The sequence below is a fragment of the Sphingomonas sp. OV641 genome, from assembly GCF_900109205.1.
Lineage (GTDB): Bacteria > Pseudomonadota > Alphaproteobacteria > Sphingomonadales > Sphingomonadaceae > Sphingomonas.
Window position 1 is genome coordinate 1 of the sequence record NZ_FNZB01000005.1, and the last position, 21171, is coordinate 21171.

Here is a 21171-nt window from a genome sequence, read left to right on the forward strand (position 1 = left end):
GACGCCGCGGCGTTAGAAATAGAGGAGCCGGGCGACACCGGTCGGCACGGCTCTTCCGCTGTTTACAAATGAATGTGCTATCTCTTGGAAACCCTAGGGGCTGTTGAAAAACGTGCCGCTGGTAGCCGGGTCCGGTTGGGGGCGGAATGACACCCCAAAGCATAGCGATCCCGTCTCGCATGGGATCGAGAAATGGGAAAGTGACTATCCCTCCCGTTGCGGCGGCAGCCTTCGATATGTCGCTTTTACTTTCCCGGCCGCAAGCCATCTGGGTAGTCGTTCATTGTACCTCGGCGCACAGCGATATGGAAGAACCCAGATCGCCGCACGATCGCTTCAGCCTTACGAACGCAACTAGCTGCCCGCTTGTCGTCTGAAACCAAATCGATTTTCCGTTGCTTATCTGGCAATTCTCTTAACCAATCGCGAACTTCTCGCTCTTTCGACATGACCATATCTTGGATTTGAAAATGGCATACCCCCTCTTCGACATGAACATAAACGGGATAGCCAAGAGACTGTCCTGCTAACGATAGCGCCAGTGCCATGTATGTATTGGTCATGCGTACACGCCTAACACGTATGATCGGCTCCGCAATAATGCTGTCTGCTCGCCGCCTATTCCCGATTGGGAAGGCGCAGCGAGAAAGCTGGGCAGGATCGTTCTCTTGATGCGCCTAGGGGAGCTACTTTCTCGAAATCTGTTCCCGATTGAGTTTTCTCAAAACAGCCCGTCGTACATGGGAAAGCGGGAATATTTCTGCACGGCAAATGGCCGGTTTCGAAACGCCGAGACGATTTACTGAACGGCAGGATTTGGGCGGTTCCTGCCGTCGCCGTCAAACGCTGGTATGCCGGTCAGCGTCAGAGTGTCCGGCAGCGCACGGTTTTGACGGCTTGCCGGACAAGATCGGCGCGCAACGGGTTTACGGACACGTTCTGTTCGCTCCTAGCGTACGCAAAACTCACTTTCGTGTCGTGACCCCACTTATGCGGCTTGTAGGATGAGAACAAAAGCAGAAATCCCTGTTCCCAAGATGTTCTGTAGGCGCGTATCATGCGCGCATGTCCGCGTGTGCCATTCCCTTGTCCCGACCCGTACCGATCGCCGAAGTCCCCGTTGCCCTGCGCTTGCAGGTCGTAAGCGCGGCCGGTGCCGGCTTTCCGTCACCCGCGCAGGACTGGGAGGAGACGGCGATCGACCTGGTCGAGCTGCTGCGGCTCGACCGTGCCGCCAGCTTCGTATTCCGCGTCAGCGGCCAGTCGATGATCGATGCCGGCATCCATGACGACGACGTTGTGGTGGTCGATCGCGACGCGACACCGACCAGCGGACGGATCGTCATCGCGGTGGTCGATAGCGGCTTCGTGATCCGCCAGATCGTCTGGCGCGACGGCAAGCCGCTGCTCGAGGCGCGCAACGCGCGGATGCGCTATGAGCCGGTGATCGCGGACGAGAACGTCGAGGTCTGGGGCGTGGTACGCGCCTGCGTCCGCAACCTTCAGGGCTAAGGCACGATGTGGGCGATCGCCGACGTGGCGAACTTCTATTGCTCGTCGGAACGGGTTTTCGACCCGTCGCTGCGCAACAAACCGCTTATAGTCCTGTCGAACGGAGACGGCTGTGCTATCGCCCGTTCAGAAGAAGCGAAAGCGCTGCACATCAAAATGGGCGCACCGATGTTCAAAATTCGCGACACCGTTCGCGAACACGGTATCCAGTATAGAAGCAGCTGTTACGAACTATACGCCGACATGAACCGCAGGTTCAATCAGGTAATTGCCGAGCATAGCTGCACGGTAGAGGTCTATTCTATCGATGAAAGCTTCTTCCGTCTACCGGTTCTGGCGAACGGATTGGGCGACGTGGCGGCCGCGCACCGGATCATAGCAGCGGTCCAGCGATCGACGGGCCTGCCGATCCGCATCGGGCTGGGACCGACACGGACGCTGAGCAAGGTCGCCAATGCGCTGGCCAAGGCATCGGAGAAGGTCTGGCGCGGCGTGGTCGACCTGCACGACGAGGAGCTGCGCAAGCGGATGTTCGCGCAGTGGCCGGTCGAGGAGGTGTGGGGGATCGCCAGGGCCATGAGCGCGCGGCTTCGGCCGCTGGGGGTGCGGACCACGGCGGACCTGGCAGCCTTGCCTCCGGAGATCGCGCGCAATGTCGGCACCGTCGTCCTCGAGCGGCTCGTGCGCGAACTCAACGGCATCGAGTGCACCGACTTCGAGCCCGAACCGCCTCCATCCAAAGCGACGGCGGTGACCCGCTGCTTCGGCGAGCCGGTACATGACGTGGCGGCGTTGCGCGAGGCGATGGTGCGCCGCGCGGTGCGCGCGGCCGAGAAGATCCGCGCGCAGCATCTCGCCGCCTCCCGTCTCATCGCCTTCGCGCACGGCAGCCGCTTCAAGCCGAACGCCCCATCAGCATCGCGGGTGGCGCGACTGTCGCCGGCGACGCACGACCCCCGGATCATCGCCGGTATGGCCGGGCGGATGGCCGATGCAATGTACGAGGCAGGCGGCGTCTATACCAAATGCGGGGTGATGCTCGAAGGACTGGAGCCGATGGCCGCGCACCAGGCCGACCTGTTCGCCGTACCCGATCCGCGCTCGCCCGCGCTGCTGGCCGCGATCGACGGTTTGAACGGCCGGTTCGGCCGCCACACCATGCGGCTTGCATCCGAAGGGTTCGGGCAGAAGGCGTATGACACCAAGCGCGCGTTCAAGAGCCCGTCGTGGACCACCCGGATCGATCAGGTGCCCGTCGCGCGCTAGGTTTAGATTGTTTTTCCTCCATGCAATCGTGCTTTCCTAGTTGCATGAAACCATGCTTGCATCCTTACATGACGGCATGTTGGCATATTTTCATAGTGGCATGGTTGCATGGTTGTATGATTGCATGGTTATGAGCCAAGTTACTCCTCGGACTCTCGTACGATGGGATAGTTGTATTTTGCGAAAAGAAGATTCAGCGCTTCGCCAACAAGGCGCTCTTGGGGTATGCGTTTCCCCTGACCGTCCCGAGTGCGGAAGCTAAGTTCCTCGAGAGTCGTCCAGAATTCAGGTCTGAGATAATGGGTTTTAGCCGATTTGTTGGCTCGTGATGGCGGTACATAGCCAACATTTCGTGATCGGGTTCCGGTCTGCGTTGTTACGCCCTCTTCCGACTGCTCGGGATCCAGCACGCGGCTTGGTGGAGATGTCCCAGTAACCCCGGAGCTAGACAAATCTGTGGAAGAATTGATGGCTGTGGCGAGGAGTGAAGGCTTCCGGCTCACGCTTTAGCCCTTTCATGATTGCCTGCAAGCATGCTTGCCTGTTGTTGAATGAAAGAGAATAGGCTCCCCACCTCCTGAGCGGCTCGCCCATTCGGTTCCAACTCCTGCGGTGACTGCCCGAGTGCCGGCGCATCCTCGAAAGCCTTCAGACGCGAAAGATGGACTGGAACTACCGGTATACCAAATCGGCTGGCGATGGCGGTGGCGTCGTCGTTAGCCCGCCCGCCTGCATTTGGGTGGACAAGATTGATTACAACGAATGCGGGTGGATTTCCCGCCATATCCAGCAACCGTTTCAACGGCTCCAATGTGTCGATCGCAAATATCTGAGCTTGGGTAGGAATGAGAACGATATCGGAATGTCTGGCCGCTTCAGTGGAAGCGCTATCCATCTTGCCGGGTGTATCGATGAAAACCCAATCCATGCCTAGCGCTCGATAGGCATCCAGCGAACGGCGGATCGCACCAGGCTGAATCGAGGCAACGTCCGGACCACCGCCTTTGCGACGATCGAACCAATCCACCGCATTTGTCTGTGGATCAAGGTCGAGGATCGCAGATTTCATCCCGGCCGAGTGCGCCGCAACGGCAAGGGACGTTGCTATCGTTGTTTTTCCGGTGCCCCCTTTTTGAGTGCACAAGGATAATGTAATCATGCTTGCACCCTTTCATGCTATTATAGCTGCATGCTTACATGCAAGGCAGAAACCGTGCAAGCATGTAAGGATACCATTGTGCTTACATGGTTGCACCTCTTCATGGCGAGCCCAAAGGCGCCAAAACTGTGCGCGATCCCCGCCTGCAGCGCTACTGACCGCGATCGACGGGCTGAACGGCTGGTTCGGCCGACACACGATGCGGCTTACCTCGGGAGGGTTCGGGCAGAAGACCTATGATACCAGGTGCGCGTTCACGAGCCCTTTGTGGACCACTCGGATCGATCAGGTGCCGGTGGCGAGGTGAGCGATTTGCCGTCGTGCAACCCATTGCAGCATCAGCGTCGCGATCAGGGCAATCCCGAGGACCAGCGCCATCGCATCGACGCCGGTCTGCCGCCCGAGCACCCACAGGAGGGCGAGCGCGGTGAGGAACATGGGTACGGCAAGGATGCGGCGCAGCGAGGCCATCCAAGGGCCGGGGCGGGGGAGCCGGTCGCGCAGTGCGGGGATGTATCCGATGCCGAGGAACGGCAATGCGATCCCGAGCCCGAGCCCGGCGAACACGAGGAGCGCGGCGGGAGCGGGGAGCATCATCGCGGCGCCGAGCGCGGCGCCCATGAACGGACCCGAGCACGGGGTGGCGACGAACGCGGCGAGCGCGCCGGTCGCGAACGCGCCGACATGACCGGCGCGGCCGGCGAAGGCGGGGGTGGGCAGTTCGTAGAGCCCGGCGAGATTGAAGGCGAGAACGGCGAACAGGACGGCGAGCGCGCCCACGACGACCGGGTTCTGGAGCTGGAACGCCCATCCGAAGGCAGCGCCGGATGCGCGCAGCGCGAGCAGGGCGCCGCCGAGCGCGAGGCAGACGATGACGACGCCGGCGGCATAGGCGAGCGCCTCGCGGCGCGCCGCTGCGGGCGAGGCTCCGGTGCGGGCGAGCCCGAGCGCTTTCAACGACAGGATCGGAAACACGCACGGCATGACGTTGAGGATCAGGCCGCCCAGCACCGCGCCGAGGAAGGCGAGCAGCGTCGTCACGCGGGATCGCCCCTCACAGCGTCACTCCGATCACGACCATGAGGAGGGCGTAGACAGCGCCCGCGATCTTTGCACCGCCCATGAGACGGGCCGGACGCCCGCCCGCCTGCGATGCCAGGTCCGGTCGATCCCGGTGCGCAGCGACAGCGCGCCGTCGACTGCGAGGGCCGAGCCCATCGCGAAGATGAGGAGGGTCAGCCATTTGCTGAAGCGCAGCGGGCTCATGGATGTCAGAACGAAGGCGCTTATCAGCACCATCATGAGGATGCCGGTGACAGCGCCGGCAAGGTCGAAGAGGCCGCGCACTCGGCCGGGGTCGAGCGGGCCGACGGGCGGGCGCAGCAGGACCATGGGTCGCCGGCAGGTTCGGCACGGCTCGATGCGCGAGCCGGCGGGGAAGGGCGGCAGGTCGGCGCGGCAGCATTCGCACCTCGCGCGGGCGCGGCCCATCATGTTCACGCAGGCATTGCCTCGACATGCCAGACCTCGATCGACCCCTGCGGGGTGCGGACCCCGGCGATCCGGACCGTTCCGGTCAGATAGGGCCGCACATCGGCCGAGCAGTCGAGGCGCCACCACATGCCGTCGCGGTCGCGCAGGAGGAGGCCGCGGGCGCTATGCTCGACGGTGCCTTCGAGCCGGTGGGGGAGGATTGCGCTCATGGCGATATCCTGTCGACGCTCTCGCCCGGGTCAAGGTCGCCTCGCGTGTCGGGAGTGCCGCGGAAGCATTCGGCGACGCAGTGCAGCAGCTCGCCGCCCCGGTGGAGGAAGGGGCGACCGTTCATGCGGACGGTCTCGTGGGCGAGACGGCGGCAGGGTTTCCCTGAGCGATCGACGAACCCGCACGGCACCGCGAGCGGGGCAGGGGGCGCCTGCGTCGTGCCATCGTCGGTGCCGTCATCGTCGGCGGCGAGGGCGGGTTCGCGGAAGAAGTCATGCTGGCGGTCCATGGCGGATCATCCGGGTGAGGGGGACAGGGACGGACCCAAGTCCGTCCCATCCGCTCTCCCTCTTCTCTCCCGTCAGTTGCGGGCCGACGCGACCACGGGCGCGGGGGCAATTGGCGTACCGGGCGCTGCGGCGGGCGCGACCGGCTGACCCACGCCCGGAGCGGGTGCGGGAGCCGCGACGGCGATACGCGCCTGCGCGGACGTCGTCAGCTTGCGGAAGGCGTCGAGCAGGGCAAGGCTGGTGATCTTGCCGATGTCGGTCGAGGTATAGCTGCCGCCGAGCGCACCGATGCCGGCGTTCGCGAGAATACCGCCGCCCAGGATCGAGAGGTCCTTCTTGCGCGCCGAGCCGGTGGCGATGGCCTGCTGAAGCCCGGTCTTGACCTCGACCAGCGTCAGCATGGTCTGGCTCTCCATCTTCTTGGTCCGAAGGCCGAGCCCGCCGGGGAGCAGGCCCCCGACAATCCCCCCGGCACCGCCTGCGTTATTGTCGCTGTAGATGACCTTGGCGGTCAGCATATAGTCGGCCGCGCGCAGCGAGGCGGTGTTGCGCGCGCCCGCGACCGAACCACCGGCGGCAAGCTCGCGCTCGCGCTGAAGCGCGTCGAACCCTTCGCCGCGATCTACGACGTAGAAGCAGCCCGACTGCGAAACGAGCAGCTTGAGGAGCGGCAGTGGATCGACACGGGCGCTGCCCCCGCCATTCTGTGCCTCGGCCATGCGCACGAAGGCGCGCATCGCGGGTGGCAGATCGTCGGCGGGAGCCGCGGCGCTGCGCTCCTCGACCAGTGCGACGGTGCCGAGCGGCGCGGTGCAACGCGGCACCTCGGACGCCTCGTCGACGCCGGTGCCGCCCTTGCCGAGCTTCTGGGCGGTCGCGGGGGCGGACAAGACGGCCAGGAGGCCGAAAGCGGATATCAGGGTACGCATCGTGTCAGTTTCCAACGGTCATGGGGGTCGCGAGGATGACGCCCGGAGGCGCGAGGAGCGCGGCGACACGATCGCGCACCTCGTGGAATGTCGGCCGAACGGAGCCGGGGATGCGGATGGTGGCGTAGCCCGCACCGGCGGTCATCGCGTCGCGGCGGGCATCGCGTAAGGGGTTGTGGGTCCGGTCATCGACCTCGATCAGCGCGACGATGTTGCCGGTGGCGCGGTCCTGCGCGACAAAATCGACGATCTTCTGCGAGAAGGCGTTGCGGTCGCCGATATGACGTTTGCGGCCGGGAAGCGCCGGGACGGCGAGCAGCGCGCCCATCGCGACCTGGGCGTGGATGCGGCAATGCGGCAGCGCGCGTTCGAGCGCGTCGAGCATCGCCGCCTCGCGGGACGTGAGGAAGCGTTTGGCGACCGGGCGCGGCGGCCCGAACGGCCGTCCACTTCCAGCCATCCCGAAGGCGATCCGGGCGAGCAGCACCAGCGCGCCGATCGCGACGTACAGGGCGATGATCTTTACCATCGGCTCAACCCCCCGGTGTTGCCGTGTTCGCGGCGTCGGCGGCCCCCCCGGGCTCCGACGCCGGCACAGTCTGCCATGTCCGGACCGGCATGTCTTGTCTTTCGGTCCCGTCGGTGATGGCGGCGTCGTGGGTGGCGGACAGCCGGTCCCCGGCCTGTGCCATCCACTCGGTCTCGAGCCGGAGTCGTTCGGGCGACCGGGTCGGCTCGGCGAAGATAAACCAGCCCATGCCGGCGATCGCGGCGACGCCTGCGAGCATGAACCCGCGCTGGATGCGGCGGTGTCGCCGATCGCCATGATCCATATCGAGCCGTGCGAAAGTTTCTTCGACCGGGTGATATGTCGGCCGGGCTTCGAGCGCGGCGACACGCCTGGTGAGCGCGCGCAGCGCCTCGTCACCGCCCGGTGCCGGTAGGGCAGCGGGTTCGCCCGCCCGCCGTGGGCTTGCGAACAGTTCGTCGTCGAGGCTGGTGTCGACGAAGCCGACAGGATCCGTCTCACGGATCACATCAGCCTGCTCCAGGTCGTCCGGCCCACCGTCGTCCTGCGCGGTGCCCGACCGCGCGAAGGAGACGACCTCGCCGGGCGGACGGGATGCGGACACCTCGTCTTCCTCTCCGACCTCGCTGAGATCGATGGTGAGCGTGAGGTTCGGGTTTTCCGGCAGTGGCAGGGCGAGTTGGTGACGGGCGTCGTCGTCGAGACCGTCGGCGTGCCCCAGGAAGACCATCTCGCCGACGCCGTACCAGTGCAGCGTCCTCGCGGTCAGTCGTGCGTGGAGCGCGCGGGCGAGGACGTTGTACGAGCCGTAGCGCGATACGAACAGGATGGCGTCTGCCTCGAGCTCCATCCACCGACGCACCGACATGAACCGGCAATGGTCGGGGGCGGCGATCAGACCATCGGACAGTTCGCGTAAACGTTTGAGGACCGACCACGTCAGCTTCGCGGCCGCGCTCTCGTCGTCGGGGATGTTTTCCAGCCGGGAACGCACCTCGGCGTGGGCGAGGGTGCGCAGCGCGTCGGCTGCTTCATCGAGCCAACCGTAGCGGTGAAGGATGTCGGCCAGGATCGGGCGTGCCGCCAGTTGCACCGGATCGGACATGAGGGCAGGCAGCATGGCGTACGCGGCCGCCACGCAATCGTCCGGCGAGCGATGATCGGCCTCGAAGTCGTAATTGCCGAGCGCGAGATCGATATGAGCGTCGCCCTTGGCGAAGAAGCGCTTCGCGATGGCGTCACCGCGATCGAGGATGACGAGGCGGTTGCCGCGTCGCGCATGGCGGACATGCGCTGTGAGCAGATCGGAGGGGATCGACCTTGCGTCGCCGTCGAGAACGGTAATGCCGGTAAGCGCGCTCATGCTTCCCTCCGATGTGCCGGATCGTGGTCGGTGTGCCCGGCGCGCAGCCGCGCGAGCATGGCATGGTCGTCGAGCGAGGCGCGGATGGCGGCGATCTCGCGGGTTGGGGCATCGGGGACGGCGACGAAGAGGATGATGGTGGCCGGACCACCGAGCCAGCGGGCGATCGAGACCCGGGGGAGGCGCGGATCGTGGTCGGCGATCATGTGCGTCGCCTGCCGTACGCCGGCGAGCACGGTCATGGCCCAGCGCAAGGCGTGGCCGTTCGCCGGGTCGTGACCGGCGACTTCCGCGACGGCTTCGCTCGGCAGCGCGCGGATCAGGTCGCGCGGGGTGGCGAGGCCGGTGCCGGGGAGGGTGCCGGCATGTTCGAGCGCGCGCAGCAGGACGTAGCGCGAGGCGCCGGTGTAGCTTGAACAGATCTTCGGATCGTCGGGCAGGAACGCCTCGACGGCTGACGCGCGGGCATAGGCGCTGACGTGATCGGCGAAGAAGTCCCAGTTGCCGCGCGCGGGGTCGATCAGGAGGTCGCTGGTCTGGTCGGCAAGGCCCGCGATCGTGGCGATGTCACCGAAGATGGCCAGACGATCGCCGTGGCCGGCGCGGGCGGCCGCCATCACGGGGGCAGGATCGATGGCGTCGTCGTCGGCATCGAGGATGCAAAGCCGGGGCGCATCGGGCTCGGGCTCGCGGCGGAAGCGGAACGGATGGATGTTTCCCATGATCGGTCCTTTGCTCACAGGTCGAGGCCGAGGCGTTTTTCGGGCAGCGGCAGGTCAGGATCGCGCGGCGGCATCGGCGGGAGCGAGGAGAGATCGTCGCGCTCCTCGGTCGGATGGCCGAGATCATCGCCGCGCATGTCGTCACGCCGGTCGCGCGCGTCGGCATCGCGCGTGTCATCGAGCGCGAGGTCATCGAGCGGTTCGTCGCGCAGGAGGTCTTCCATGCCCGTCCTCGACCAGTCGGTGTCGGACGCGGGGAAGGGCGGGAGGTCGGCGAGGTCGGGCAGGTCGGCGAGCGCATCGCGGTCGGCGGAGGACAGCACGCGATCGATCCCCGGGGCGTCACGCCCATCGCCTGCCCGATCCGTATCGGGCCGGTCGGGGGCTGCTGCATCGACGGCCGAGCGGCTCGGGTCCGCCGTCGCGCGCGCGCCAGCGCCGTCCGTGCCTGCGCCGTCGATGCTCGTCCCGTCCATGCCTGGCACGTCCATGCCCGCCCCCTCCATCGCCACCTTCGACCAGTCGGTGGTCGAGGCGGGCATCGGCGGCAGGTCGGGGAGATCGGGGAGGTTTGCGAGCAGGATGGGTGCGTTGTCGGGGAGGCCGGCGGTATCGCCGGCGGTGAGGCTGTCGAACGCGGCGGTGAGCGCGTCGTCGGCCGCGCGGGCCTTCGCTTCGGGTCCGTCGACGACGAGGCGGCCGACGGTTTCGAGCGAGGAAGTCTTGTCGCCGGGGTTGCGGTCGAGCTGGCGCATGAGTTTGTCGGTATTGTCGGTGACGAGCGTGATCGCGTCGCGCACACGGGTGACGAGCACGTTGAACAGGCGCTGGTTGGAGAGGTTGGTCTCGTGGGAGAGCATCACCCCGATCCCTTTGTCGGTGGTGATCCCCTGCGCCATGTGCATGTTGAGCGCGTAGGCGAGCGACAGGCGCGAGAGCATCGGGTCGCCGGGTTCGAGGGTGATCGTATCCTTCGAGGCGAGTTCGACGGTGACGCGGCCGTTCTCGATGCCGGTGACGGTCGCGAGCGCGGCATTGTCCATCCCCCGCTCCGTGTCGTTGGTGGTCCAGCGGATCGTCTCGCCCTCGTGGAGGCGGACGCTGTCGAGGGTGGAGATCTGGAGCCGTTCGAGGGTGACGGTCGGATCGAGCTTTTGCGGCGCGAAGCGGATCTTCTCCGAGCCGCGCCGCATCTCCACCTTGTTGGTGAAGACGCGGGTGACCTCGTAGGTGCCGCCCCGGCGCAGCCCCAGTTCGGGGATATGGCCGGTGACGGTGACCTGCTGGCCGACCTTGTAGAATTGGGTGTAACGCAGTTCCTCGGGCGTCAGGCTGACACGGTCGTGGACGGTGACATCGAGGCCAGGGCCGCGTAGCGTGCCGTCGGCGGTCAGCCCCTCCTGGATGCGGGTGTTGATGTCGCCGCGCGTCTCGCGGCCCGAGGCGAAGACGGCGGTGAGGCTGCGCTCTTCGGGCGAAAGGGCAAGCCAACGATCGGCGGCGACCTCGACGGGGGATCGCTCGCCGCCCTTCGTCTCGATGACGTTGTCGCCGAGCACGCGAACCGCGGCGCTGGCCCTGCCGACATTGGCGAGTTCGGCGACGGTGCGCAGCACATCGGTGCGCTGGCGCAGATTGTCGTTCATGTAGGCGACCGGGGCGCCTGCGGCCTGCACGACGGAGAAGGCCTTGCCGGCGTTGATCGACATCAGCTGCTGCTTGTCGCCGACGCCGCGGATCGCCTCGACGCCGAGCGCGGCCGCGACCTCGAACAGTCGCAGCAGATCGTCGTTGGAGACCATCGACATCTCGTCGACGACGAGGACGGTGTTCTTCATCTCGTCGCGCTTCGCCTGCGCGGCGGGCGTGTCGGGAAAGTCGAGATGGCGCTCACCCTGCCAGACGAACGATGCGATCGTCTGCGCCTCGATGCCGGCGCCGGCCTTCATGTCGGCGACCATCTTGTTCTGGAAGGCAAGGCCGTGGAGGCGGCGCCCTTCGCCCTCCAGCGTCCGCGCGGCGGCTTCGAGGACGGTGGACTTGCCCGCGCCCGCGACGCCCTGGACGAAGGCGATGCGGTCGGTGCCGGCGACGATCAGGGTGGCGGCGGCAAGCTGTCCGGCGTTGAGGTCGTGCGGCGAGGCGGCCTGCAGGAGCGTCGGCGCCCGGTCGGGGGCGACGATAGAGGGAATCGTGCCGCGCTCCTTGTCGATCGTGGCGATGATACGCTCCTCGGTGCGCAGCGAGTCCGGGGTGGTGACCATGCGGTACGTCGTGTCGTGCTGGCGGACCTGACCGGGGATCAGGCGCTCGGTCGCGACGAGACGTTCGATGCGTCGCTCGACATGATCGATGGTGACGCCCTTGAGGCCGAGATCGAGCGCCTGCTTGGCGAGGCGGTGAACGTCGAAGGCGGCTTCGCGGGTGGCGAGGATGCGCACGGCCGAGGCGACGGCGAATTGCGCGCGGGCATCGGCGGGGGTGCCGGCCAGACGGGTGACGGCGCGGTCGACCAGCGGGTCGGGGGTGGCGAGGTAATTGCCGACGATCTCGCGGGCGGAAGCGACGGCGGCACGTATCGCGTCCGCGCCGCGCTCGAGCGGGCTACGGCTCGCGTCATGGTCGTGCGCGCGGGTGACGCGCTCGGCGGCCGACAGCAGGTCCTTGCCGTCGAAGCCGAGGGCCTTCGCCTTGTCGATCCAGTCCTGGCGCAGGGTATCGCGGTTGTCGAGGCCGAGCTTGGGATCGCGGGTGCGCGCGGTCACCTCGCGCATCCCCTGCGCGCTCTTGATCCCGAGGCTTTGGGCGGCCGCGACGATATCGGCGCGGCGCTGGCTGAAGGCGTCGATGACCTTTTGCGGCACGCCGGTGATCTCGAAGGTGCCGTGCTTGCCGCCGGTTTCGACCTGGTAGCCGATCTTCTCGAGGCCGGCGCGCATATAGGCATGGTAGACCGCGCCGATGACGGTGTTGCTGGCCCAGATGCGGTCGGCATGGAGCGACTGCCATTTGCCATCGGCCATGCGGGTCAGGTTGGCGACGATCGCGTGGACATGGGCCTGCGGATCGAGCGCGCGGCTCGTGTCGTGCTGGAAGAGGGCGTAGAGGAGGTTGCCGGTCTGGACGGGGATCTTCTTGCCGCCGATGTCCTTGCGGGTTTCGGCGAGGTTGCGTTCGATCCAGGCCATGGTCTGGCGCACCGCCTGCATCTGGACGCCATCGGGTCCAAGGATGCGCTTGTCGCCGGCGACATAGGCCATCAGCGAGACCGACTTGGGCGCGGAGAAGGTGAGGTCGAAGCCGGCGCGACGGTTCTCGACCTGGCCGACCTTTTCGCCCGAGGGCAGCTCGCCGTTCAGCGCGCGCTCGAAGGTCGCCTTGTCGACCTGGCCGGACAGCCCCGCCGCCTCGGCGCCCTTGCCGCCCCACTGGCTGACCTCGCCGTTCTCGGAAGCGTAATAGTCGCCGTTGGTGAAGTCGTCCTTGGCGAAGTAATTGGACGCGCCGGAGGCGGAGCGGACGGAGGCGATCGAGTGCATCAGTCCATGCTCAGATCGTCACCACGATCGACGTGGTGATGGTGGTGATGGTCGCCGGCGCTGAAATCCTGACGTACCTCGACGATGGTCTGATCCTCGCGCTGGGCGGGCGGAGTGGGGCCGGTCGGGGCGGCGTCGCGAGCGCCGCGCGATGCGTCGGGAGCGGGGGTCCCGGAGGCCTGGGCGCGAGCGTCTCGCATATCCTGAAGCATGATGACCTTGCCGTCGCGTTGCCCCTGTGCGTCGCCCCTCGCATCCTTTGCGCCGGGGGTGACGCCCGGGTCGTTCGGATCGAGCCGCTGGGCGGCTTCGCGCTGTACCTGTTCCTGCGCCGCGATCTGGCCTTCGGTGGGCGCGGAGAGGATGGCATCCGCCATCGCCACGTTCGGATTGCGCGGTTCGACTTCCGCCTGTCCGGGCTGGGTGGCGCTGTCCCGTCCGTCCTCGTCCGGGCGCTTGCCCACGCCCCCCTTCTTTCCGCGTCTTGCCTCGTCGTCCGGCACGGCCGGACGGCGCTTCACGAAGCCGTCGGCGACGCGGGGGTAGTGCTGCCATTCGAGGCGGATGCGAGCGGCGGGAAATCCCTCGGGAAACTTGATGAAGCCGTGCATGGCGGGGAGGTTGGTGATGTCGTCGGGAATGACGAGCGCCTCGATCTGGGTGCGCGGGGTGAGCGTCGAGGCGTCACGGGTCGAATTGTATCCGTAGCTGTAGCCTTCATCCATCTGGCGGATCTCGCGGTTGCCGATGTAGCGGGCGCATTGCTCGGCGGTGTCGAGGTCGGCCGAGGCGAGGATCAGCTTGGTGCGCGCGAGCGAGGACAGGTTGCGGGCATTCTCCTCGCCGTAGACCTGGACGAGCTTGTCGAACGAGTGGATGCCGAGGATAATCGCGCCGCCATAATTGCGGGCGGTTTGCAGGCCCTGTTCGATGGCCGGGAGGCGGTGGAGCGCGCCGATCTCGTCGAAGAAGAACCAGGTGCGCAAGCTGCGGGTGTGCGGCATGGTCATGAGCGAGTGGACCGCGAGATTGGTCCAAAGCGTCAGCAGCGTGCGGTTCATCTCGAGATCGGTGTACGAGCAGGTGATGAAGAGGATCGAGCCGGGCTTTTTCTCGGACGTGATCCACTGCTTGATCGAGAAGCGGTGCTGGTCCTCGGGCAGCAGCAGGAGCGCCTTGGCGTTGGTGTTGTAGACCGCGCGGATCGCCTCGGCCATGCGGGCGGCTTCCGGGGCGGTCAGCGGGTCGGCGATGGTCTCTTTCAGGTAGCGGTGGACGTGCTTGAGGTCGGCGGTCATCAGGTTCTCGGCGAGCGCCTTGTTGGTCGCCTCGCCGTTCTCGATGAGCTTCATGCACATCTCGATGAACAGGGTACGCGCGGCGAGCACCCAGAAGGGGTCGGCCGAGCCGCCGTCGGAGGGAATGAGCGCGGCCGCAGCGGCGGTCAGTTCGCTCTGGGTCTTGCAGTCGTCGAACACCGACCAGGACGGGCAGCGGGCGTCGAGCGGGTTGAGGATGGTGTCACGGTCGGGATCGTAGAAGGCTTCCACATAAGCGCCAGTCAGGTCGAAGACGACGGCGGTGTCCTGGCGCTCGCGCATCTGCTTCAGAAGCGCGCGCAGCGCGGTGGTCTTGCCCGAGCCGGTCGTGCCGATGAGCATGGTGTGCGATTGTTCGAGCCGGTGCGGGTAGGGGATGCCGGCGATGGAGTAGGGGTGGTGGATCCCGGCGGCCTTTCGCTCGGCGAAGGGCTTCTTCAGCACGACCTTCGGATCGACGCCGGGGAAGAAGGTGGCGGCGTCCTTGGTGAACCCGTCGAGATTGAACGCGGCGATTTCCTTGAAGAGGAGGTCTCGCGGCACGAGCATGGCGCCGCGTTCGTGGCGGTCCTCCATCATCGCGGCGCCGCGCCTGGTCGAGAAGGAGAAGTACCAGATCGACAGCGGAATCGCGACGAAGGTGGCGAGCAGCGCAGAGCCCATGAACCCTCGCACCGCCTTGGTCCAGGCGAGGGCCACTTCGGGGACATAGGGCACGTAGCCCATGACGGTCGAATGCACCGAATTGTCGGGCATCCGGAGGTTCACCTTCTTGAGATTGTCGAGCGCCACCCAGTCCCAGAGCGAGGACAGGATTCGCATCGAGATCAGCTGAAAGTTGTTCTCGTTGAGGCGGACCGAGAGGATGATCGTGTAGGCGATCAGGAAGGTCCCGAGCCAGATGAGGATGGGCATCTTCGCGCCCTGTAGCCACATCCGGACGGAGGCATCGAGCAGCTGCGAGCCGCGGGTGAAATTGCCCGAGTTGCGAGGCCGTACGCCACGCGCGGAGGCGTGCGCCAGATGGACCGGACGGCCATCGTTGCGGATGTCAGCCCTGGCCATGGAATCGCCGCATCCGGTTGTCGGTGGAGCTGATGATGCGGTCGCGGAAATCCGGGAACTGCTCGGTGATGATCGTGTCGAGCGCAAGCTGCGAATACTCGCCGACGCGGATCAGCCGAAGCTGGCTGTCGGTTAGCAGGCTTTGGCCGAGTAGATACTGATCTATCGCGGCGCGAACAACGTCCGCAACAGAGCGACCTTGGCTAGATGCAAGCTCCGCGATGCGGCCATATTGCCGCGTGTCGAAGCGCATCGTTCTTTGATGGGAGATACTCAACCAAGCCTCCTTGCAGAGAGGCCGGTGGGGTCTAAAATGCCGCTAGCTTGGTACACCAGGCTCGAAGCGCGATCAAGATGTAATCAGCGCCTCCAGGTGGATCGGTCCCGGCAGGTCCCTGCTATACGCTTGGAATGAACCAATATTCTCAAGCGGTCCCGACCGGTTCTTTAAGCGGTCCCAAGAGACTTTCTAGCCGGTCCCAAAAGGTTCGTAGTCAAATACCGCACATTCCACTGTTTTCGTTGAATAAATGTCCAGCACAACGTGCGTACGGTGTGCACTACTGTAGTCCCATATCCTCCGTGCTGTACTGGCTCTGGTTCCTGCCTCGGTCGATCCCGGGAAGGTTCCCGTTTTGCGCGAGGATCGTGGCCGCCGGGAGGCGGAACGGGGTGGATGATTGCGTGCTTCGCACGCGGGGTTTCATGGCACTGGCAGGGGTCATTTCAGGGTCTCCGACAGAGTTGAAGTTGCGGCGTTGCGTCATGGTCCGTGGCGGCTAGAATGGGAGGGTTCAGAGCCCGATCAGCCGAACATGAAGGATAAAGGAAATGGCGAAATCACTGGATGCCGAACTGGCCGCGATCGAGGCCGAGGAGCGCAAGCTGTCCGAGCGTCGTAAAGCTCATCAGGGACGGGTGCGGGAGGCTGCGATCGAACGGGTCGAGAAGGCGGGTTTGCTGAAGCTTCCGCTCGATCGGCTCGACGGCCTGATGAAGTCGGTGAAGACGCTGGGCGTCGAGGAAGTCGAGAAGCGACTGAAGGCGTCAGCCTGAAGTCGGTCGAGCCGGGTCGAGGAACGCAGGCTGGCGTTCGGCATGATGCCGGTCGCCAGCCTGCGTCGCTATCGGACAGGACCGGCGCGATGCGCAGCGCTCGCGAGGCCGCAGGGCCGATGCGATGGGCAAGCGAGCTGGTCCGGGCGATCGGTCGATGGCTCCAACGGTATCAGGCAAAAAAACGGGGCGCGCTGGCGAAGCCGCGCGCCCCGTTTTCGGGTGAGAAGGATGTGGGTCAGCCGATTGTCGGCGGGGCGGTTACGCCCACGCCAGACACGCCTCGACGGGGACGCTGGTGGCGCGTGCCATGGCGACCAGCGAGGGCAGGTATTGCGACAGATGCGGATCGTTGCCGAGGCGGCGATGGATCACCGGATCGGTCAGGCGTCGGCGGAGGTCGGCAAGCGGGATTTCGCCGCAGGATTCAGCGTCGAGGCCGAGGCCTTCGAGCAGCGCATAGGCATTACCGTTGGCGACGTTGAGCGAGGGCGCGCTGTCATGGTTCCATGCGACCTCGATCATGACCAGCCCGATATTTTCCTCACGCCGGACGCGTATGCGTCGGCCGGTGAACTGCGCCTCGTCGAGGACCGCGATCGCGGCATCGGCATGGTCGAGAATGGCGCTCAGCGACGCGAGCGGCAAGGGGCAGACGCGTGCCTCGAAGGCGAACTCAGGTTCATCGATCGTACCCCATTCGTGATCGATCAGGGGCAGGCCGAGACGCTCGGACTGTGTGCGCAGAAAGTCGCATAGTGCCGCCAGCTGTCGAGGACTGATTTCGGCGGGACGGACGGCGTGGAAATTGTGGCCGTCATCGATGCGGAACGTGATGGTCATCTCGACCTCCTTCGTTGGAACCGCTTCTCCCGTTCCCGCTTCTCTCCAAGGCCGATGCGACGATACGTCGCGCGCATTTTCGGACCGTTGCCGATGCGTAGCTGCGGCAAGGAGACAAGGCGGATTCCAATGGCGAAGCGAAGAGGTGCAAGCCATGCCAAACGACTGACAAAAGAAAGGGCCGCCCGGTGCTAGCCGGACGACCCAGAGGGGAGCCTAGGGAAGGCTATCAGCGGGTAATCTGATTTACCACGCCGAGGATGGTTCCGGCGAGCGCGCAGAGGGCGATGATGCTGGTGACGATGATAAGCCAGACGCGCATCTGATCGACCGAAGCCTTGAAGCCGTCCATGCTTGTTCGGATACCCTCGAAGCGCGTACCCATGCTGGTGGTCATCCCATCCAGTTTGGCTTCGAGCCGCTGGTTCGCCTGTCCGACTGCCATGTCGATATGCTCCTCGACCGCATCCACGACCTTCTGGGCCGTATCGGGGTCGATATTAGCTTGGGTCAGCGCCCTGAACAACAGGACCTCCATGATCGTTCCTCCGTGATCGGGCCGGGAGCGACGGACCTGCCATTCTCCCCGTGCCGCCTATCCTGATCTTCCTTCTCTCCAATGGATCGCGACGACACGTCGCGGGGATTGCCACGCGCCCGGATCGGTATGGTGATCGCGACGGTGAGGACAGGAAGCGGCAGCAGCGCCGTGCCGGGCTCGATGCCCGGCGCGGCGCTTCCCCGTCCACGAAATGGGTTCCCTCGCGCGGGCTGATCTCCTTCGGCAACGATAGTTCGCGGCAGCAGCGATGGGGCGGGCTCGATGCCCGCGCCCGCGCTTACCCCGCTCGCCCGGAGTGCCGGTGCCGGCGAGCTGGTGGCGGCGTGTGTGTCGGGGTGCGGCAGCGCCTTACCGGAGGGGGGAAGGCGGGCGGGCGTGCGGTTGTCCGTGCGCGGCCCGCAGGGGCCGCGCCAGGGCGGCCGCGGGTCCGCCCGCCTGGCGTGGGGGGAACCAGTAGGGTTTCCCCCACGGACGGCCGCGACAAAGGGCCAGCGCCGGGGGGAGTCCCGGTGCTGGCCTAGTCATCCCTGCCAAGGGAACGGGTGTGAAGGGCGGTGCGGGGGAAACCGGGGGGTTTGTGCGCCGCCCCTCGGGATCAGCCCCAAGCCGCGCGCTTGGTCGCGGCGGGAGCCGGTCCCTGATCGGAGATACGATAGGCTTGGGTCGGGACGCCAGCCTTTTTGAGTTCGTTGAGCAAGCCGGACTGGATGCCGGTGCCTTGGCAAACGATGGCTTCGACGGGTTCGAGCGCGACAAGCTGGTCGTTGCGGCGGAAGCCCGCGGCACCGTTGTAGCGCGCGACGTTGGGGACGAACGCGACCAAGGGAACCTTGCGGCTCGCGGCCCATCCGGCGGCGATAAGGTCGCATCCCTTGCGCTGGCCGGACGTGCAAAGCGTCATGTGCGGAACGCGTGCCTTGATGGCGTCCAAGCGGTCGTAGATCATCTGGAAGTCGTGCCATTCCTGACCGCCCGAAAAGACGACGATGGGACCGGTGGGATTGCGCTGTTCGCGGATCGCGTCGGCGCGCGCCTTGAGGAAGTCCTTCGCCTCGATCTGGCTCGCGGTGCGGGCGGACGAAACGACGGTGCCGCGCGCGCTGCTCCACGGTTGACCGGTGTGCGCGCGATAGCATTCGGCGGCATAGTCGCGCATACATTCGATGGCGGCGCGCTGTTCCATCTTGGTCTGGGTGCGTAGCTGCAATTCCTCCATCTCGACCGCATGGATTTCGGACGGATCGGGGCGGCGGGCCATGTCGCCCAAGTCACGGGCAAGCGTGTCTTCCTCGCGCGCCAGTTTCTGCGCCTCGTAGTGGAAGGAATTGACGAATCCCCATGCGATGGCTTGGGCGCTCGTCTCAAGCCGGGTGTCGGCGAACAGGTCGAACAGGGTCGCCATGATCGCGCGGCAATCGAATTGCGCCTCGGCGGGTTCGGGCATGTCCAGTTCCTGTGCCGGTTCGCCCGGTCCCATGATCGACAGCGCGCCGACGTCGCCAAACGCCTCGTGGAAGCGGTCGGTGGTCGTCTCGTCCGCGATGTGCTCGCGGATCGCCTCGGCGCGGTCCTGCGCGGCGATTTCGTCGGGCGTCTGTCCAAGGGCTTCGCCAAGCTGGGAAAGGCTGGTATAGCGGCGGGAGGGCGTTTGCTTCGGCATCGGAATCTTCCTTTCGGCAGGGTAGGCGTCTTAGGACCGGGGGGAGCGGCGCAATCGCTTCCCCCCGTCCGTTCGGTGGTCTTAGGCGGCGACCGTCTCGTCGGCGGGCGTCTCGTTCTTGCGGCGACGGGTGGGGGTCATCGGCGGGATGGCGTCGTTGTCGTGCGCGCCTTCCTCGACCATCTGGCCGTTGGCGTCGGCGTTGCCGGTGCCGAAACCGTCATCGACGGTGCGGCGTCCGCGTCCCTGACGGCTGCCGTCGAGGTTCTCGCGGCGGGGGAGCGGGCGGTTCCAGACGACGTTGTAGGTTTCGGTTTCGTCGTCGGTGCGGAAGAGCATGACCTGAACCGGGGCGGCAAGGCTGGGGTCGTCAAAGCGTCCCTGATAGAAAACCTCGCCGCTCGAATTGCTGGTCTGCTCCCACAAAGCGCCGATCTGCACCCAGCGACGGGCGATGTTCAGGGCCATGATCTCGAACGCGGGGGCCTTGTCGCTGTCGCTTTCGACGGGGCGAAGTCCGAGCCGGGGCAGGTCGATATGCGCGGTAGCGATCGAACCGAGAAGCTGGCCGTTGGTGCTCTTGAAGGAACCGATGTTCATGGGTCTTACTCCGTGGGGGCCTATCCCCCTTTTGCCAGGTGCGGGGCCTTTCCCCTTCCGGCATCTTTCTTCTACCCCCTCCCCTCCAAGTATTGAAGCGCGTTGTTTTCTTGACACCAAAGTCATCGTACTCGGTGAGTCCGAGCACAATAAGAGCTTGCGACCAGCAAGCGTAAATAAACAAGCAAAGACGCATTGTCCGCGACAGCGGGCAATTCAGATGAACGGGAACGATGTTCGGTGGGGCGCAGCCCCGGCCTGTGATCTCATCGCACCCGGAGCCGTCCTCGCAGGGGCTCAAGCGCCGGGCATGGCCGGCGGGGTCAACATGAATCACGGAGTGTCTGCCGCTTTAGCGGTAGAAACCGTTATTCTTGTTGAGGCGTCTTCAAACGAACAAAAGCATTGCCCGCTTCGCGGGCAATTCTCCTTTGACGCCGACCCTGTCGGACGGGTCCGGCACGCAGAGACACTGGGAGACGGCGCAGGGTGCGATGGGATCATTGGCCCCACGAACGATCATCATGCGCGTGAGCGCATGATTCCACAGCCGCAGGCTGCCGGCAGTGGACGCCGGGCTGGGGATGACGCCGTAGGGACAGCGGGGGCGTGGATCAGGGTGCTGCGCCCCGGACAAGGGATCGTGACCCCGCAAGGGGCGGAGACGCGCTTCAGCGTGGCTCCGGTCGGCTATGCCGACTAGAGCCCGGCCCCGCCCATCGGGCGGGGTGGCCCCCTGAGCTCACGTCAGTGGTCGAGCCAGTGGCGTGGGGGGACGAATCCTTCGTCGGGCGTACCGTGTCGATTGAGGAAGGCGAGGTCGATCATGGCGTCGGCGATCTGATCGGGAAGGGGGGCATCGAAGGATCGATCGTCGATAGGCGTCAGTCCGTTCAACAAGGCAAGGTGGATGACGGTTTCGAGATAGCGGCTGTCAGACAGGCAGTGAACGGCGAGGGCCGGTCTTGGGGTCGAGAGGTCGATCGTGATCCATAGACGGGGACCGTCGATGCGGGAGAGAATGTCGGACCATGGGTGGCGCATTGCGGGCTC

Annotated in this window: 21 protein-coding genes and 1 pseudogene; 4 read left to right on the forward strand and 18 right to left on the reverse strand. The window is 65.6% G+C overall.

Annotated features, from left to right (window positions below):
* Positions 1-245: 245 nt before the first annotated feature.
* The gene (locus BMX36_RS21390) at positions 246-563 is read right to left on the reverse strand and encodes a hypothetical protein (protein WP_125962618.1); all 318 of its coding nucleotides are present in this window, start codon (positions 561-563) and stop codon (positions 246-248) included.
* Positions 564-1065: 502 nt separating this feature from the next.
* Between BMX36_RS21390 and BMX36_RS17275 the strand changes: the two genes are divergently transcribed.
* Both BMX36_RS17275 and BMX36_RS17280 read left to right on the forward strand, forming a co-directional pair.
* On the forward strand, positions 1066-1512 hold the full coding sequence (locus BMX36_RS17275; protein WP_093067577.1) for a LexA family protein: 447 nt from the start codon (positions 1066-1068) through the stop codon (positions 1510-1512).
* 6 nt (positions 1513-1518) lie between these two features.
* On the forward strand, positions 1519-2778 hold the full coding sequence (locus BMX36_RS17280) for a Y-family DNA polymerase (RefSeq protein ID WP_093067579.1): 1260 nt from the start codon (positions 1519-1521) through the stop codon (positions 2776-2778).
* 499 nt (positions 2779-3277) lie between these two features.
* Here BMX36_RS17280 and BMX36_RS17290 read toward each other — a convergent pair whose 3' ends face one another.
* Positions 3278-3937 (reverse strand): AAA family ATPase, encoded by a 660-nt coding sequence (locus BMX36_RS17290; RefSeq protein ID WP_093067584.1) that lies wholly within the window; start codon positions 3935-3937, stop codon positions 3278-3280.
* Positions 3938-4136: 199 nt separating this feature from the next.
* On the opposite strand from BMX36_RS17290, the gene BMX36_RS22210 reads away from it, so the two are divergent.
* Entirely contained in the window at positions 4137-4244 is a 108-nt protein-coding gene (locus BMX36_RS22210; protein WP_256210864.1) for a hypothetical protein, read from the forward strand.
* A 5-nt stretch (positions 4245-4249) separates the two neighbouring features.
* Here the strand turns inward: BMX36_RS22210 and BMX36_RS17300 are convergent.
* The 11 genes and pseudogenes from BMX36_RS17300 to BMX36_RS17350 form a co-directional block, all read right to left on the reverse strand.
* Positions 4250-4969 (reverse strand): annotated as a pseudogene (locus tag BMX36_RS17300) (protein-disulfide reductase DsbD family protein); the annotation flags it as partial.
* 39 nt (positions 4970-5008) lie between these two features.
* Positions 5009-5437, reverse strand: coding sequence for a hypothetical protein (locus BMX36_RS17305; RefSeq protein WP_218142207.1), 429 nt, complete (start codon positions 5435-5437; stop codon positions 5009-5011).
* A complete protein-coding gene (locus BMX36_RS17310; protein ID WP_093067592.1) occupies positions 5434-5640 on the reverse strand; it encodes a DUF5818 domain-containing protein in 207 nt (68 codons plus the stop codon). The genes BMX36_RS17305 and BMX36_RS17310 overlap by 4 nt, the downstream gene beginning before the upstream one ends.
* The gene (locus tag BMX36_RS17315) at positions 5637-5930 is read right to left on the reverse strand and encodes a hypothetical protein (protein ID WP_093067595.1); all 294 of its coding nucleotides are present in this window, start codon (positions 5928-5930) and stop codon (positions 5637-5639) included. The genes BMX36_RS17310 and BMX36_RS17315 overlap by 4 nt, the downstream gene beginning before the upstream one ends.
* Positions 5931-6002: 72 nt before the next feature.
* On the reverse strand, positions 6003-6860 hold the full coding sequence (locus BMX36_RS17320) for a CsgG/HfaB family protein (protein WP_093067598.1): 858 nt from the start codon (positions 6858-6860) through the stop codon (positions 6003-6005).
* A 4-nt stretch (positions 6861-6864) separates the two neighbouring features.
* Positions 6865-7389: a DUF2726 domain-containing protein gene (locus tag BMX36_RS17325; protein WP_093067601.1), complete on the reverse strand. Its 525-nt coding sequence runs from the start codon at positions 7387-7389 to the stop codon at positions 6865-6867.
* 4 nt (positions 7390-7393) lie between these two features.
* A complete protein-coding gene (locus BMX36_RS17330; RefSeq protein ID WP_093067603.1) occupies positions 7394-8752 on the reverse strand; it encodes a hypothetical protein in 1359 nt (452 codons plus the stop codon).
* Positions 8749-9474: a type IV secretion protein gene (locus tag BMX36_RS17335; protein ID WP_256210865.1), complete on the reverse strand. Its 726-nt coding sequence runs from the start codon at positions 9472-9474 to the stop codon at positions 8749-8751. Before BMX36_RS17335 ends, BMX36_RS17330 begins: the two co-directional genes overlap by 4 nt.
* 14 nt (positions 9475-9488) lie before the next feature.
* Positions 9489-13013, reverse strand: a complete 3525-nt coding sequence (mobF, locus tag BMX36_RS17340) for a MobF family relaxase (RefSeq protein ID WP_093067606.1) — start codon at positions 13011-13013, stop codon at positions 9489-9491.
* Complete coding sequence (locus BMX36_RS17345; RefSeq protein ID WP_093067608.1) at positions 13013-15397, reverse strand: type IV secretion system DNA-binding domain-containing protein; 2385 nt, start codon at positions 15395-15397, stop codon at positions 13013-13015. The genes mobF and BMX36_RS17345 overlap by 1 nt, the downstream gene beginning before the upstream one ends.
* Complete coding sequence (locus BMX36_RS17350; protein ID WP_256210866.1) at positions 15384-15674, reverse strand: hypothetical protein; 291 nt, start codon at positions 15672-15674, stop codon at positions 15384-15386. Before BMX36_RS17350 ends, BMX36_RS17345 begins: the two co-directional genes overlap by 14 nt.
* 554 nt (positions 15675-16228) lie before the next feature.
* Here BMX36_RS17350 and BMX36_RS17360 point away from each other — a divergent pair.
* Positions 16229-16453: a hypothetical protein gene (locus tag BMX36_RS17360; protein ID WP_093067616.1), complete on the forward strand. Its 225-nt coding sequence runs from the start codon at positions 16229-16231 to the stop codon at positions 16451-16453.
* A 261-nt stretch (positions 16454-16714) separates the two neighbouring features.
* On the opposite strand, the gene BMX36_RS17365 is transcribed toward BMX36_RS17360, so the two are convergent.
* The 5 genes from BMX36_RS17365 to BMX36_RS17385 form a co-directional block, all read right to left on the reverse strand.
* Positions 16715-17296 carry a hypothetical protein gene (locus BMX36_RS17365; RefSeq protein ID WP_093067619.1) on the reverse strand — a complete coding sequence of 194 codons (582 nt, stop codon included), beginning with the start codon at positions 17294-17296 and terminating at the stop codon, positions 16715-16717.
* A 229-nt stretch (positions 17297-17525) separates the two neighbouring features.
* On the reverse strand, positions 17526-17834 hold the full coding sequence (locus tag BMX36_RS17370) for a hypothetical protein (RefSeq protein ID WP_093067622.1): 309 nt from the start codon (positions 17832-17834) through the stop codon (positions 17526-17528).
* Positions 17835-18453: 619 nt separating this feature from the next.
* Positions 18454-19518 (reverse strand): DUF2493 domain-containing protein, encoded by a 1065-nt coding sequence (locus BMX36_RS17375; protein ID WP_093067625.1) that lies wholly within the window; start codon positions 19516-19518, stop codon positions 18454-18456.
* Positions 19519-19599: 81 nt separating this feature from the next.
* Positions 19600-20118, reverse strand: coding sequence for a DUF736 domain-containing protein (locus BMX36_RS17380; protein WP_093067627.1), 519 nt, complete (start codon positions 20116-20118; stop codon positions 19600-19602).
* A gap of 747 nt (positions 20119-20865) precedes the next feature.
* Positions 20866-21162, reverse strand: coding sequence for a hypothetical protein (locus tag BMX36_RS17385; RefSeq protein ID WP_093067630.1), 297 nt, complete (start codon positions 21160-21162; stop codon positions 20866-20868).
* Between the last annotated feature and the right edge of the window lie 9 nt (positions 21163-21171).